Below are 14,383 nucleotides of genomic sequence, written 5' to 3' on the forward strand. Positions count from 1 at the left end.
GAGAGGTGAATGATTTGAAAAATTCTTACGCTGTTGTTGATTTAGAAACAACCAATTCTAATTGGCATGACAACGGGCGTATAATTCAATTCGGCTGTGCCCTTATCGAAAACGGTGAAATAACACATATCTATGATCAAAAAATCAATCCTAAAGTACCGATTCCAGGTCGAATCACGGCTTTAACGGGATTGAGTGATGATGATGTTAAGGATTCACCAACATTTGAAGAAGTTGCACCTGATATCTTTAAACTTTTAAAAAATCGAGTTTTTATTGCACATAATGTGAATTTTGATTTGACCTTTTTAAATCGAGAACTTAAACGTATCGGAATGAACCAACTCAATGTCAAAGCTATCGATACTGTTGAATTATCGCAAATACTTTTTCCAACCATTAGTAGTTATAAACTACAAGATTTAACACATTATTTGAGTATTACACATAAGAATCCACATAGTGCTAACAGTGATGCTCACGTTACCGCTGAACTATTTTTGATTATTCTAAAACGAATTCAGCAATTGCCAATTCCAACTTTACAAATGTTAGCTAAATTTGGTAAAAATACTATTCGTGAAACTAATTTAGTTTTCAAAACTATATTGGAGGAACGCGAAAAGAATTCACGTTCTTCAGTCCTACCGGCTTATTTATATGAAAAGAATGGCTTGATTTTACGTAAAAAAGATTTTCATGTTAGTGAAAAAATCGATCACACAACTAAATATCCACAAACTCGTGAAGCAAAAAAAGAGTTATTAGATGGAATTTTAGATTATCGTGTCAATCAGTCAAAATTGATGGATAACATTTACCATACGAGTCAACACCGTGATAAAGTTAAAAAATGGAATCTGATTGAAGCACCGACTGGCGCTGGTAAAACATTAGGTTATCTTTTGCCATTATCCTATTTGGTTAATATTGATCAAAAATTAGTTATTGCGACAACGACAAAGGTTTTGCAACAACAAATCGTGGAACAATCGATTCCGTTGCTTAATCAAGTTACTGACAATGAGTACCACGCTGAAATAGTCAAAAGTAGCTATAATTTTATTGACCTAGATCGTTTCTACGAGGCTTTAGATAATTACCGTCTGCATAGTCATACGGCAATTTTGAAGATGAAAATTATCGTTTGGCTCACAATGACAACGACTGGTGATTTGAGTGAACTACATTTGACTAATTACAACAGTCCCTTGTTCAGTATTATTCGTCACCGTGGTGAATCTAAGGAAAATACTATCTTTAGTAATGATGACTTCTGGCTTTATCAACAAAATCGTTATTTAGAGTCAAAGATTCTGGTCACTAATCAGGCTTTCTTGGCCCGTCACTTGGATAGTCAATATTGGGGTAAAAACTCTTATTTGGTTATTGATGAGGCTAATCATTTTGCTGGAAGTCTACGTAGTGCTAGTTCGCCGACAATTGATTTTCTCAAATTGAACGAATATGTTAAGAAGATAAGTGATATTCTCTATCAAAATCGTGTAACTTTACGTTATGCTTTCACTGAAGTAACAACACAATTGTGGAATTATCAGGATTTGCAAGGGATGGAAACTCATTTTCAAGCAATCGACGAATTAATGGAACGTTTGGAATATAATATTTTTGGAACTTATGTTCAAAATAAAGTTAAATTCAAGGATCGTGAAGATTTCGTTTCAATTTTAGATAGTAACCATAAATTTGGTCGGAACAATCCCAAATTATTTGAATTATTGTCTGATTTGATTGTTGAACTGTCACTCGTTTCCAATCGTGTTGAGACTTTATTCGATCAATATAACTTTCAAAAGAATTTTATTTCGGTTGAACTCTCTAAAGTTATTTCAAATCTAACAATTGAGAATAACAAGCTACGTGATGTTATTTTAAATTTGGATGACTTACTACAAGCCATTCAGGAAAAGGATACTAAGTTCGGTGTCCAAATTGATATGCGTGATTATTATGAAGTCAATACGCTTAAAATCAGTTGGCGCCAATTTGATATTCAAGGTCTAATTGAAGCAACTACGGAACGATTCAGTCAGATTTTTGCTATCGGAGCCGCGATTACGATTCAAAAAGATTTTTCACATTTTATTTTGGATACACAATTGAATCAAAATCAGATTAATCAAATGGTAATTTTGCCTGATGCTAATAGTATTTCGAAGAATAGTAAAATTTATTTGCCATCTAATTTGCCTGATATTCAATCCTTAAGCAGTGAAGAGTATTACGCAATGGTGACGAAATATATCGTTGATGTTTTGGATAATCTGGACCATCAAACTATGATTCTCTTTAATTCATTGAATACCTTGAGTAATGTTTACGATCGATTGATGGAAACCGACGTCAAAGAAAAGTGGGAAATCTTAGCTCAAGGGGTCACAGGCTCAAATGAGAAGATCAAGAAACGCTTTGCTATTGGTCGTCGTTCTGTCTTACTTGGAGCCAATTCCTTCTGGGAGGGAGTCGACTTTCCTAAGAAGATGTTGGAAATTTTGATTGTTACGAGAATTCCATTTGAATCACCTGAACAACCAGATGTAAAAATCAAACAGGATATTTTGAAGGAACAAAATCTTAATGTCTTCAAAGTTGATTCTTTGCCAAACGCTATTCTGCAGTTACGACAAGGCTTAGGGCGTTTAGTGAGAACACCAAACGATCGTGGCGTTATTTTACTATTAGATAATCGCATTTTAACTAAGAGTTATGGCAAAACAATTTTGGATTCCTTGCCAAAGGGTCTACCAGTTGTTAATGAAGATATGGATACGATTAAAAAAGATATAAATGAGTTTTTGAATTAGCCAAAAGATTGCTATACTATTCTGGTAACTGAGAAAAGGAAGAACTTATGAATAGAAGTACAAAAGTTTTATTGACCATATCTTTGATCGCACTTGCTATTGTGTCAGTACTAACGTATTTAAATCTTTCATTTGCAACATTTTCAAGTGCAAAGTCACAAGCTAACGATATTGCAAAGGAAAAAGCGGGAATCGTTCAGCCGGACTATTTCGGTAACTATACCCGTAAAAAACAATATTATGCAGTTGGTGGTTTAACCAAAGGTCAAAAATATCGTTATATTATTATCAATGCAAAAAGCGGTAAAACAGAAATCGTCAATAAGAATACAGCACCCGTACGTCAAACAGTTATTGCTGATGTAGCTCAACGTTATGGTGCCAAAAAGATTTTGCATATCAATTTGGGACTATACAAGAAAAAGCCAACTTGGGAAGTAGCTTTCCAAAAGAAGAATGGCAGTATCGGTTATAATTTAGTTGATTTCCGTACAGGTAAAAGTATTCAAATAATAAATAATATTTAAATCAAATAAAAAAAGTCGAGATAACATGTTCTCAGGCTTTTTTTGTTAATTGGAGTAATTAAGTATGGAAGATGAATTATTCAATGAATTTGTGGAAAGTGGTAGCACTAGTATTAATAATTTAATTCTGCAAAACTATCATAATTTGGGCATGACTGAAAAAGATTTAATTGTTTACCTAGCCCTTTCCATGTATGCTCAAAAGGGCGTTACTTTCCCAATGGCAAAAGATTTGGCTAAAAATACCGGCATGGATGAGGCCAGCATTTACACTATCATTCAGGGTCTGATTAAATTAGGCGTAATTGAATTAAAAACAATTATGGATCATCATCAACAGCGAGATATTTATTCATTAACGCCAATTTATCATCGAATTAAGAGCTTACTGCAGCAGGAACAAGAGTCTAACCAACAAAATCGTTTGATGTCGGAAACCGAAGAATTATTTAGAAAAATTGAAGTTGAATTTGGGCGTCCTTTATCACCAATTGAACAAGAACAAATTCATCAATGGATCGATGACGATCATTATAGTGTTGAATTGATTGATCTAGCTTTACGCGAAGCTGTATTAAATCAAGCTTATTCGTTAAAATACATGGATCGGATCCTTATTAGTTGGGAAAAGAGTAATATAAAGACAGCAGAACAATTACAAGACCGTCGAAAGAAGTTGGGATATTAATGTTAAAAGATGAACAGATAGTTTGGGCCATTCGTCAAATGGAAGACGATGTCGGACCTGTAGGACCATCGCTAGATTCAAGAACACCATTTCAATATTTGATTTCGGTAATCTTAAGCGCTCAGGCAACAGATGTCTCAGTTAATAAAGTTACACCAATTCTGTTTGCTAAATATCCAGAACCTAAGGATTTAATGAATGCTGATATAGAAGACGTCGAACAGATTATTAAAAGTGTTGGCTTATTCCATAACAAGGCTAGAAATATTATCAAAACAGCCGGTGTCGTTCACACAAAATTGAATGATATTGTACCTGAAACTAGAAAGGGTATTATGGAGCTTCCCGGCGCTGGTAGAAAAACTGCTAATGTAGTCTTAAGTGATGTCTTCCAACAACCAACATTTGCCGTAGATACACATGTTTCGGCTATCTCTAAGCGACTACATTTTGTTGATCAAAAAGCCAATCCACTACAAGTTGAAAAGAAAATTGTTAGTGTGATGCCTCCCGAAGAACTACATCAAGCACATCACACAATGATTGAATATGGACGCAAGTATTCTATGAAACTTGATCCTGCCAAAGAGACTAATCAGTTGATTATTAAATGCGATAAATTGAATGCTGAAAATGAAAAAGATTAAGTAAATAAAGTAGTGTCGGAAATTTTTCTGATGTTACTTTATTTTTTTACAGCGATATACTATTAGTATCTTGAAAACGAATACAAAGGAAAATTATTATGACTAAAACAATTATGTTAGCATGTGCAGGCGGAATGTCCACTTCATTACTTGTCACAAAAATGAGAAAGGCTGCAAAAAAAAGAAATATTGATGTTTATATCTTTGCTACTGCTAGCGCAGCCATTCCCGAAGAAGCTCAAAAACATAATCCTGCAGTAATCTTATTAGGTCCACAGATAGGTTTTCAATTCGATAATATAGTGAATGAGGTTGATGTTCCAGTTGATGTAATTGATATGAAGGATTATGGAATGATGAATGGTGATAAAGTCCTTTCCTTTGCATTATCTAAAATAAGTTAATACCAGTCACAAAATTAACTCAAAAATCATATTGAAGTAAGACATTCAACTTTGAATGCCTTATTTTTATATCATCATTCCGTATCATAAATTTTTTTGAAGGTCTTTAAAGTTATATAACCGCAAAAAATGAGAATAACTGGACAAGATAGCACACTGAATGTAAGCGGTTTATGATGTATTCTGTAATTGTTAATTGAGATGGCCATCTCTTATAAATCACACAGTAGAGGTACTACAATGCAAACTAATTTTCTATGGGGTGGTGCTATTTCTGCAGGTCAAACTGAAGGAAATAGAAACCACGTGAAATCTAAAATGTCCAATTTTGACATGTTGCCAATGGATAATCGAAGACTAAAGCTTGTTTATAAAGACGATGACAATAATATTTTTAATACTTACAATGATGATCACCATCCTAGTGATTTAGGAATTGATTTTTATCATACATATATCCAGGACATAAAACTATTACACGACTTAGGGATTAACGCTTTTAGATTTTCAATCTCTTGGACCAGACTTTTTCCAACAGGTGAAGAAAAGACTCCTAATCAGGATGGAATGGAATTTTATAGAAATATTTTTAAAGAACTTAAGAAATATAATATAGAACCCGTTGTAACTTTAAGCCATTTTGAAATTCCTGGATGTAAGCTGATTCCTGAGACAACTTTTAAGAGAGGGTATAATGAATAAATCGTCTCTCAAAAGGAAGGAATTTTTACATGCCAACTCGTTACGACAAAGAATTCAAACAAAACATCATCAACCTATATAAGCAAGGCGAATCAGCTGCCCAACTGGCCAGAGAATATGGCATTGGCTATTCAACCGTTCATAAGTGGATCCAGGGCCAAGCCAAAACTCAATCCGGTAAATCGCCAGACGAAATTAAAGCGATGGAAAAGCGGCTGGCTTCCCTGTCTGAGGAGAACGAAATCCTAAAAAAAGCCCTGGGCTTCCTTGCGCAGAAGTAACCAATATTTTTGATTACATTCACCAAGAAAGCCATCACCACCAGGTAACTAAGATGTGCCGAATCCTCGGTGTTTCCAGAGCTCAGTATTATCGTTATCGATCCCCAAAGCCTTCAAAACGCCGGGCCGAAGATGCGGACTTAAAACAACGGATTCTGCGGATCTTTGCGGAATTTAAGCAGCGATACGGTGTTATGAAGATCCACCATGAATTGAATCTGGAACTTCAACCACTGCAGCGTCGGTGCAGCCCAAGACGGATTTCCCGGCTCATGAAGGAACTGGATATCCACTCCGTTACCGTCAATAAATGGAAAGCGGCTTCGGCTTCCAAAACCAAGGTTGAACAGCGTCCCAACTTGCTTAAGCAGGATTTCTCGACCACTGGTTTAAATCAAAAATGGACCGCTGATATGACCTATATTCAAACGAAGCGTAATGGCTGGTGTTACTTATCAACCATCATGGATCTGCACTCAAGACGAATTATCGGCTATTCATTCTCAAAAAAGATGGATACTGATTTAGTCTTAAAGACCCTGGAAAGCGCGGTTAAAAATCGAACCATTACTGGGGACCTGATTATCCACACAGACTTAGGATCACAGTACACCAGCGATGATTACAACCAACGGTTAACAGAACTACATATCCGCCACTCTTACAGCCGTAAGGGGTGTCCATACGATAATGCACCAATGGAATCTTTTCATGCTTCCCTCAAAAAGGAATGTGTTTATCCAGTGCCGGTCTTTGAGAATTATGAAACTGCCGCTGCTGTCCTTTTTGAATATGTGCATGCTTTCTACAATAGGAAGAGAATTCATAGTTCACTGGGCTACCAGACCCCCTTACAAGTTGAAATCGCAACACTTGCGAGCCAAATGGCCGCCTGATTTAATGCTTTCCAGGGTTCAAATAAGTTATTAATCACGATTAATGATTTATTTGAGCTGTGGAAGGTAAACGCGGTTCTGAATGTCTCTTAAAACCTGTCTCAAATATTGACTTCAATCCAATTTTAGATGTAAACGATTTTGATAACTATAAGGACTTTTTCTTGTACTCGTTCAACTATAATGACAGTCTGCAAGCAGATACCTTTTTAAAAAAGTTATTTGAACAATCAATAGTATACGGCATCAAAAACAATAATGATTTGATTGCATCTATATTTGATCGACTATTTTGTAAACATTTCATTTCATTTTTTCATAAAAGTATCTATCATTATTCTATTATTCAGGAACATTAAAAAAATCCGTACTCAACTTTTATGTTGAATACGGATTTTTAATTTCTTACTGACCAGAACTGTCAGTAGAAGAGCCATTAGTAGTAGCACCACTATTAGTAGAACTACCACTGTTACTATTGCTGTTTGTTGTACCACCACTATTTGAATCACCGGTATTAGATGAGCTGCTGCTATCGCTACCAGAATTATTATTAGTTGAGGTACCACCACTATTACTACTGTTACTATTTCCTGTATTAGTATTGCTACTATTATTGGAATTTGTACTACCAGTATTAGAGTTGCTATTTGTAGTAGATGAATCACTCGAATTATTGGTTGTTGTGTTATCACTATCACTACTACTGTTACTATCGGAATTTGTACCTGTACCTGTTTCAGTATTATCTTTATCAGTTGTATCATTATCGGAATCAGTTGATTCAGATGAACTGCTTGAATGATTATTTGTCGTTACTTCATTGCTGCTGGACTTAGATGCACTACTTGAAGAATAATCAGAATCCTTATATGGATTTGATGGTGCATGTCCCTTCACAAACAACTCTTTAGTGTAACTAGATGAACTGGAACTAGGGGAGGCCACAACTGGTGTTTCTGAACCAGAGTTTTGAATTCTCATTGAAACAACGGAACTTGGTTTCTTCCAGTTAGGATTACTATTAGTATTCTCAGCCAAATAACTCATTTCAGCTTTGTAGATCTTTCCAGCAACACTTTGATAAGTGGATGAAATACCATTCTGATTTGGAGAATCGTAACCGGTCCAAACACTAATTGAATAATTCTTTGTATAACCGTTATACCATGAATCTTTAGCCGTACCACTCAAAGCTGAATTTTGAGCAATAGATTCTGAACTGTAGTTAGTTGTACCAGTCTTACCGGCTTGATGTAAACCAGAAATATTAGCATAAGTAGCATAACTTGAAGGTACACCCTTAAGCATATCGGTAATCATATAAGCCGTTGAATCCTTCATTGCTTGCTTACCATTTTTGCCATAAGTATGAGTGATACCGTCAGCTGTTTCAATCTTAGAAACATAATATGGTTTGTAGTATGTTCCACCATTAGAAAAGGCAGAATATGCTGCTGCACCTTGAAGTGATGACACATTACCACCGATACCAACGGAAAGATATTTTTCAGTAATATTAATGCCCAGTCCTTTGACAAATTTCTTGGCATTGGAAAGTCCTACGGCTGATAGAGTTCTAATAGCAGGGATATTTCTTGAGTTGACCAAAGCTTTACGCATGCTCATTTGGCCCTCATATTGCTCATCCCAGTCTTTCAATTGGATATTGGTACCAGCATAAGTATATTCGGTATCCTCAAGTTGATGATACGTGGACCAGTTTAGGTTTTCGATAGCCGGAGCGTAATCAAGCAATGGTTTCATTGTTGAACCATTACTACGTCCAGTTTGAACAGCACGGTTCAAACCAAACTGAACATTACCTAGATTACGTCCACCAATCATAGCCACAACTTTACCATTATTAGGGTTAACAACGGATGCACCAACTTGCATTTTTGAATCAGGGAAAGATACATAGTTAGAAGAATTTACAATATTGTAAAGACGTTTTTGGGCATCATAATCCATATTAACGGTAATTTTTAGATTATCACGATATGGATCAAAGCCTTTCTTCTTAACTTCCGTAATTGCTTCCTTGATATAAGGATCAGCAATAATTCGCTTGGAATTATTACTATTACTTACTTTCTTATATGGCTGTAATCCTGAAGTGATCGGCGTGTTCATAGCCTCATCAGCTTGAGCTTTAGTAATCTTATTATTGTTATACATCGCTTGAATAACTAAATCACGGCGTTGCTTAGCCTCTGTTGGGTGAGTATATGGATCATAATTACTTGGAGCATTGGGCAAACCGGCCAACAAGGCCATTTGAGCTAAACTAAGTTGCTTCAATTTCTTACCATAATAATATTTAGCACCAGTTTCAACGCCATAGATACCATTGTTCAAATAAACTTTATTCATATAAAACTCGAGAATCTGTTGCTTAGAAAACTTTTGACTGACCCTCATTGCCAACCAAGCTTCCTGCATTTTACGTTTAAAAGTCTGATCCTTAGTTTCAGTAGAGAAAACCGTCAATTTGACCAATTGCTGCGTCAAAGTACTTCCACCTTGGAGAGTACCCTTAGTAACATTATTAAAGGCTGATTTAGCAATTCTGACAGGATCAATACCTAAAGGTTCATTGTAAAAATTCTTATCCTCAATAGATACAACAGCGTCTTCCATTTGTTGTGGAACCTTATCGATCGTAACGTAATTTCTTTTGTTATCACCTAAAGACGCGATTTGCTTACCAGTAGAATCTACGATCGTTGAAGAACCACCACTTTGGAGGTTTTCCTGACTAATCGCTGGAGCACTGAAAGCATAGTATACGAAGACAAACAAGAATATTCCGGCTAAAACGGCCACAATGGAAAGAATCCATTTCAAAATATTTTTGAAGGTTAATATACTGGTATTCTTATTCTTCATTTTTTCTCCTTCCCACTTTCGATTAACTGTTGAACAGCATTAATATAGGGTAAAGTAGGATTATAATCTGATTTGATTTCAATGGAACTATTGACAATATCTTTCAATTGAATTGATTTTGCACCATTATTTCTTTGTGCTTCCCAATGTAAAAAGATTTCATCAGCTGGCGTTACAAAATAGCGTTTTAATTCTACGTATTTTATAATGACAAAGCAGATACCACCTTGTTTTTGACACATTTTTAAATGATCAATTTGATGTTGATGAAAATTCTTTAATGGAAAGATATTTTTGTTTTTAGTTTCCTTAGCTTCAAAATCAACATAATAACCATTGTAAACACCATTATAATCGGTAGTAGAAGCATGCCGGAAGTAAGCCTCTCTGATAACAGCTTTACTTCTTTTCGGATAATCTACTTTAACGATCTGAATAGGTGTTGGCTTCTTATATATTACCGCTATATCGTGACTACGATAATATTTATTACTTTCATTAATTTCTTCCTCTAGAGTCATACCGCGATCACCAAAAATCATTTTCTTTTTGGCACTCGATTCGCTAAGAGGAGATTGTGATGGTTTATTATTAAAAACTTGACCATCAGGGTAGTTTATTTTCAAAATATCAACTCCTACTGTGCAAATTATACCATGATGGCAAAAATATTAATTAGGGGAGATTTCTTTATGTTAAAAAATTTATGGGTAACGGGTTACCGATCTTTTGAACTAGGTATTTTTAAAGATGATGACCCAAAATCTAAAGTAATTCAAGACTTTTTTCAAGAAAGACTAATTAATTATGCTGAAAATGGAACTCAATGGATAATAACTGGTGCACAATTGGGAACTGAACAAATTGTGGGTAAATCTATACAAGAAGTTAAGAAAAAAGGCTATAATATAAGACATGCAGTGATATTACCATATGCTGAATTTGGAAATAAGTGGAATGAGAACAATCAGCTATTACTAAAAAATTTTTTAAGAAACGCTGACTATGTCAACAAAGTTTCCAATATGAGTTATCATTCAGGTAGACAATTAAGAGTATGGCAAAGTTTTATGCTTCAACATACAAATGGAGCTTTGATTTTCTACGATCCCGATAGCGGTGGTAAGCCAAAGTATGACTATGAGGCTATTAAATCTTATCAGGATAGTGGAACTGATTATCAACTGGAATTAATAGATTTTGATTCTATGCAGGATTTTGCTAATATGTTATCAGATAGCTAGTTTCAGTCGTTTCTAGAATAATAATTAACACTGGGGTGTTTAATAATGAACAATATGAATGGAATGAACCAAAACGGTAATAATAACAACGGTAATGAATTTGCCTTAAATTACCAACCTAACGATATTTTGCAAAAGGAATTCAAAACAAAGATGAGAGGCTACGATCCTAACGAAGTCGATCAATTTTTGGATGGTATTATTAAGGATTATGAAACTTTTACAAATGAAATTGGTCAATTAAAAGCTGAAAATGAAAGTCTAATGCAATCACGTAATATGAACACAAGTCCATCAGCACAAGCACAACATAGACCTCAAGTTCAGAACAGAAGACCACAACCACAACAGAAACCAGTTTCAAGCTCAATTGCTGAAGCTTCAACTAATTATGATATTTTAAGACGTCTTTCTAATCTTGAAAAACGTGTCTTCGGTCATGATTTTGCTAATGGTGTTCCCGAAAATAATAATGATGGGGCTAAACAATTTGCATCAGCAGTTGTTCCTAACAATATGAATAACCATGATGGAGTTGAGAGTGGTCATACTGAGATCAATCCTAATATGAATAATGGCTTCAATAATCAAAATAATTTTCAAGGAAACCGCCCTATGAACGGCAATTCTGGACAAAATCAAAATAATTTTAATAATAATAACAATTTTAACAGATTTTAGTGTATACTATTCAAGTCGGTAAATTACGAGTAATCGCGGTCTAGTTATCTAGGCTGAGGAAGGTCCACGCCCGCGCGAGCTGAGATGCTTGCAGTGTTTGTGCTTGGCCCAATAAGCCAAGGTACCTTCGGGTAACGGCAGTGAAAGCACTAAGGTCTTTTGACTATGTGTTAATAGCTTGAAAGTGCCACAGAGACGGATTATTGTGAGAAATTGCAATGGTGGAACGAGGTAAACCCCGCAAGCGGGCAACCCAAACTTTGGTAGGGGCGCTTCATAACGAGAAATGAATCTACTGTGAAGGCTTAATTGTAGATAGATGATTACTAACTGTGTTAGGATTGCCAGCCTAACACATGAACAGAACGTGGCCTATAGGAGTTTATCGAGGCAAAGGGACGACTTGTTCGTCCTTTTTTTATACAATCAATTAAAAATTAAACTAAGAGGGAGCAATATGAAATTAATTGCGACTATGTCAAGCGGCTTTGAATCTGTAACCGCAAAAGAACTACAGAATTTGGGATACGATACAAAGACCGAGAATGGTAAGGTCTATTTTGACGGTGAATACGAAGATATTGCTAAAACTAACTTGTGGCTCAGAAGTGCTGATCGAATTAAGATTTTGATTGGTACTTTTAAGGCAACAACTTTCGAAGAATTATTCGATAAGGTTTATGCAATCGATTGGGACAATTGGCTACCTTTAAATGCAGCTTTCCCTATTAAGGCTAGAACTGTCAAATCACAATTACATTCAGAACGTGATATTCAAGCTATTACTAAAAAGGCTATCGTTAATAAAATGGCCGATGTTTTTATGCGTCGTGGACGTTTGCCTGAGACTGGTGCAAAATTTCAAATTGAAACTCGTATTCATAAAGATGTTGTAGAAGTAACACTTGATACAACCGGTGAATCATTGTACAAGCGTGGTTATCGTGTTGAACACGGTGCTGCTCCTTTAAAGGAAAACTTTGCGGCTGCTATGATTCTTTTAACAGTTTGGCATCCTGAAGAAGATCCTTTCATGGACCCAACAACAGGTTCTGGTACCATTGCTATTGAAGCTGCACGTATGGCTAAAAACATTGCTCCTGGTATCTTACGTCACTTCCTATTCGAAGATTTCGATTGGTTTGATCCTAAAATTTTGGCTAATCTTAAAGAAGAAGCTAAGGCTGGCGTAAAAAAGGATCTCGACTTAGATATCTTTGCCAGTGATATCGATGGCTCGATGATCGACGTAGCTAAATTAAATGCTCATGATGCTGGTGTCTTACATGATATTCAATTTAAGCAAATTGCTGTTAAAGATTTGAAGATCGAAGGGGAGTATGGAACAATCATTTCTAACCCACCTTATGGTCAACGTATGAGTGATATGGCCGGTGTTAGAAAACTATATAAAGAAATGGGAGAAGTTTTCTCAACCGCTCCCACTTGGAATAAATATATTTTAACTAGTGATGTTGAATTCGAAAAATACTATGGCGAATTAGCTACTAAGAAACGTAAACTTTACAACGGTTCTATTAGAACGGATATGTACCAATACTGGGCTAAACACTAAAGACTATTACGTCTGTGTAAGTCCCAAAGAATGATTAAAATAATAACAATAGTAATGATTAACGAAAAAATCCAAGACCATTCTTGATCGGCCACGGGTAATTTCATATTCATACCATAAAAACCTGATACGATCGTGGGGATGCTTAAAATGATAGTATAAACTGTCAGCACCTTCATGGTCGTATTTGTTCTGTTGTTTAAAATATTATTATAGGTATTAGAAATACGATCAATAATATCGGAACTCAAATTGACCTGATTTTTAATCTGTTCAATTTCAATAACTGAATCGTGAAGATGCTCATGAGTAGCCTTAGTTAAATGTAATTGTTGAACCTTGCCACTAGAAATGAGTTCTATTTCATTAAGAACAGTTGCGTTACCACTAATGGCCGTACTCAAGTAAGTTGTTAAATCTTGTAATTCGGCTAAATCCAAAATTTGATTTTCTGAAGAATGGTGTTTCTTGATCAAACGTTGGATTTTATTTCTTTTAGAATCGGTTTCACTGATTTGATCACTATAATCACTAGAAATCTGATCAAAAGTATGAAAGATAAGTTCCCAAAGTAGATTTTCCTTGCCTTCACCAAAATTCTTCTTCGCATAAAGAAGGTAATCTCTTACATAGTGAGTAGCATCGTTAGTAAACAAAAAGAGTTGCTTATCCTTGATAGCAAAAGAAATGGGTAAGACTCTTTGTGATAGGTCGTCACTTTGTTCATTTTCATTTTGTACGTTATAAACGATCAAAAAAGTTTGACTATATTCATCATATTCAAAACGAGCTCGTTCATTTTCATCATCAGCATAGTCAAGAATTTCGTTGGTTAGACTATAATTTTCAATCAGTGATGTACGATCAGAATCATTTAAATTCTTAGTCGAATGAACGTCTATTAATTTGTGGTCTTGGTCTAATACTGTTTCATTAATCATTTTTTATCCCCTCATTAAGGATAATGATACCAAAAATAAAAAGTGGGTTGAGAATTATTTTTCTCAATCCACTTTTTTC

The 14,383-nt window shown here is 35.2% G+C and carries 13 protein-coding genes, 1 other RNA gene and 1 pseudogene; 12 read left to right on the plus strand and 3 right to left on the minus strand.

Annotation, left to right across the window (positions count from 1 at the left end; genetic code table 11):
• Positions 1-5 precede the first annotated feature (5 nt).
• The 8 genes from ACI6PB_RS06430 (at position 6) to ACI6PB_RS06465 (ending at position 6,970) form a co-directional block, all read left to right on the plus strand.
• Positions 6-2,825 (plus strand): helicase C-terminal domain-containing protein, encoded by a 2,820-nt coding sequence (locus tag ACI6PB_RS06430; RefSeq protein ID WP_404277412.1) that lies wholly within the window; start codon positions 6-8, stop codon positions 2,823-2,825.
• Between the two features lie 47 nt (positions 2,826-2,872).
• Positions 2,873-3,352 carry a hypothetical protein gene (locus ACI6PB_RS06435; protein ID WP_404327172.1) on the plus strand — a complete coding sequence of 160 codons (480 nt, stop codon included), beginning with the start codon at positions 2,873-2,875 and terminating at the stop codon, positions 3,350-3,352.
• Positions 3,353-3,416: 64 nt separating this feature from the next.
• On the plus strand, positions 3,417-4,040 hold the full coding sequence (locus ACI6PB_RS06440) for a DnaD domain protein (protein WP_025085046.1): 624 nt from the start codon (positions 3,417-3,419) through the stop codon (positions 4,038-4,040).
• Positions 4,040-4,687: an endonuclease III gene (nth, locus tag ACI6PB_RS06445; protein ID WP_025085045.1), complete on the plus strand. Its 648-nt coding sequence runs from the start codon at positions 4,040-4,042 to the stop codon at positions 4,685-4,687. The genes ACI6PB_RS06440 and nth overlap by 1 nt, the downstream gene beginning before the upstream one ends.
• A 95-nt stretch (positions 4,688-4,782) precedes the next feature.
• Positions 4,783-5,091, plus strand: coding sequence for a PTS sugar transporter subunit IIB (locus ACI6PB_RS06450; RefSeq protein ID WP_309511226.1), 309 nt, complete (start codon positions 4,783-4,785; stop codon positions 5,089-5,091).
• Between the two features lie 240 nt (positions 5,092-5,331).
• Complete coding sequence (locus tag ACI6PB_RS06455; RefSeq protein WP_404327173.1) at positions 5,332-5,793, plus strand: family 1 glycosylhydrolase; 462 nt, start codon at positions 5,332-5,334, stop codon at positions 5,791-5,793.
• 29 nt (positions 5,794-5,822) lie between these two features.
• A complete protein-coding gene (locus tag ACI6PB_RS06460; protein WP_002816285.1) occupies positions 5,823-6,074 on the plus strand; it encodes an IS3 family transposase in 252 nt (83 codons plus the stop codon).
• A gap of 17 nt (positions 6,075-6,091) precedes the next feature.
• Positions 6,092-6,970 carry an IS3 family transposase gene (locus ACI6PB_RS06465; protein ID WP_309511212.1) on the plus strand — a complete coding sequence of 293 codons (879 nt, stop codon included), beginning with the start codon at positions 6,092-6,094 and terminating at the stop codon, positions 6,968-6,970.
• 405 nt (positions 6,971-7,375) lie between these two features.
• On the opposite strand, the gene ACI6PB_RS06470 is transcribed toward ACI6PB_RS06465, so the two are convergent.
• Complete coding sequence (locus ACI6PB_RS06470) at positions 7,376-9,862, minus strand: transglycosylase domain-containing protein (protein ID WP_056955976.1); 2,487 nt, start codon at positions 9,860-9,862, stop codon at positions 7,376-7,378.
• Positions 9,859-10,488: a Holliday junction resolvase RecU gene (gene recU, locus ACI6PB_RS06475; RefSeq protein ID WP_404327174.1), complete on the minus strand. Its 630-nt coding sequence runs from the start codon at positions 10,486-10,488 to the stop codon at positions 9,859-9,861. Before recU ends, ACI6PB_RS06470 begins: the two co-directional genes overlap by 4 nt.
• A gap of 66 nt (positions 10,489-10,554) precedes the next feature.
• Between recU and ACI6PB_RS06480 the strand changes: the two genes are divergently transcribed.
• The 4 genes and pseudogenes from ACI6PB_RS06480 (at position 10,555) to ACI6PB_RS06495 (ending at position 13,363) form a co-directional block, all read left to right on the plus strand.
• The gene (locus ACI6PB_RS06480; RefSeq protein WP_025086147.1) at positions 10,555-11,106 is read left to right on the plus strand and encodes an SLOG family protein; all 552 of its coding nucleotides are present in this window, start codon (positions 10,555-10,557) and stop codon (positions 11,104-11,106) included.
• 63 nt (positions 11,107-11,169) lie between these two features.
• Positions 11,170-11,583, plus strand: a pseudogene (gene gpsB / locus ACI6PB_RS06485) (cell division regulator GpsB); the annotation flags it as partial.
• A 225-nt stretch (positions 11,584-11,808) separates the two neighbouring features.
• Positions 11,809-12,167: RNase P RNA component class B (gene rnpB / locus ACI6PB_RS06490), an RNA gene on the plus strand.
• A gap of 77 nt (positions 12,168-12,244) precedes the next feature.
• Positions 12,245-13,363: a class I SAM-dependent RNA methyltransferase gene (locus tag ACI6PB_RS06495; protein ID WP_056955977.1), complete on the plus strand. Its 1,119-nt coding sequence runs from the start codon at positions 12,245-12,247 to the stop codon at positions 13,361-13,363.
• Here the strand turns inward: ACI6PB_RS06495 and ACI6PB_RS06500 are convergent.
• Entirely contained in the window at positions 13,360-14,304 is a 945-nt protein-coding gene (locus ACI6PB_RS06500; RefSeq protein ID WP_404277463.1) for a magnesium transporter CorA family protein, read from the minus strand. The two genes, ACI6PB_RS06495 and ACI6PB_RS06500, sit on opposite strands and share 4 nt — an antisense overlap.
• Between the last annotated feature and the right edge of the window lie 79 nt (positions 14,305-14,383).

It is taken from the genome of Companilactobacillus paralimentarius, from assembly GCF_963227125.1.
GTDB classification, from domain to species: domain Bacteria; phylum Bacillota; class Bacilli; order Lactobacillales; family Lactobacillaceae; genus Companilactobacillus; species Companilactobacillus paralimentarius.

Excerpts from the sequence above, each read along its gene's own strand:
- ACI6PB_RS06435 (WP_404327172.1), top strand. The coding sequence starts at position 2,873 with ATGAATAGAAGTACAAAAGTTTTATTGACCATATCTTTGATCGCACTT.
- ACI6PB_RS06460 (WP_002816285.1), top strand. The coding sequence starts at position 5,823 with ATGCCAACTCGTTACGACAAAGAATTCAAACAAAACATCATCAACCTA.
- ACI6PB_RS06500 (WP_404277463.1), bottom strand. The coding sequence starts at position 14,304 with ATGATTAATGAAACAGTATTAGACCAAGACCACAAATTAATAGACGTT.
- nth (WP_025085045.1), top strand. The coding sequence starts at position 4,040 with ATGTTAAAAGATGAACAGATAGTTTGGGCCATTCGTCAAATGGAAGAC.
- ACI6PB_RS06470 (WP_056955976.1), bottom strand. The coding sequence starts at position 9,862 with ATGAAGAATAAGAATACCAGTATATTAACCTTCAAAAATATTTTGAAA.
- ACI6PB_RS06455 (WP_404327173.1), top strand. The coding sequence starts at position 5,332 with ATGCAAACTAATTTTCTATGGGGTGGTGCTATTTCTGCAGGTCAAACT.
- ACI6PB_RS06440 (WP_025085046.1), top strand. The coding sequence starts at position 3,417 with ATGGAAGATGAATTATTCAATGAATTTGTGGAAAGTGGTAGCACTAGT.
- ACI6PB_RS06480 (WP_025086147.1), top strand. The coding sequence starts at position 10,555 with ATGTTAAAAAATTTATGGGTAACGGGTTACCGATCTTTTGAACTAGGT.
- ACI6PB_RS06495 (WP_056955977.1), top strand. The coding sequence starts at position 12,245 with ATGAAATTAATTGCGACTATGTCAAGCGGCTTTGAATCTGTAACCGCA.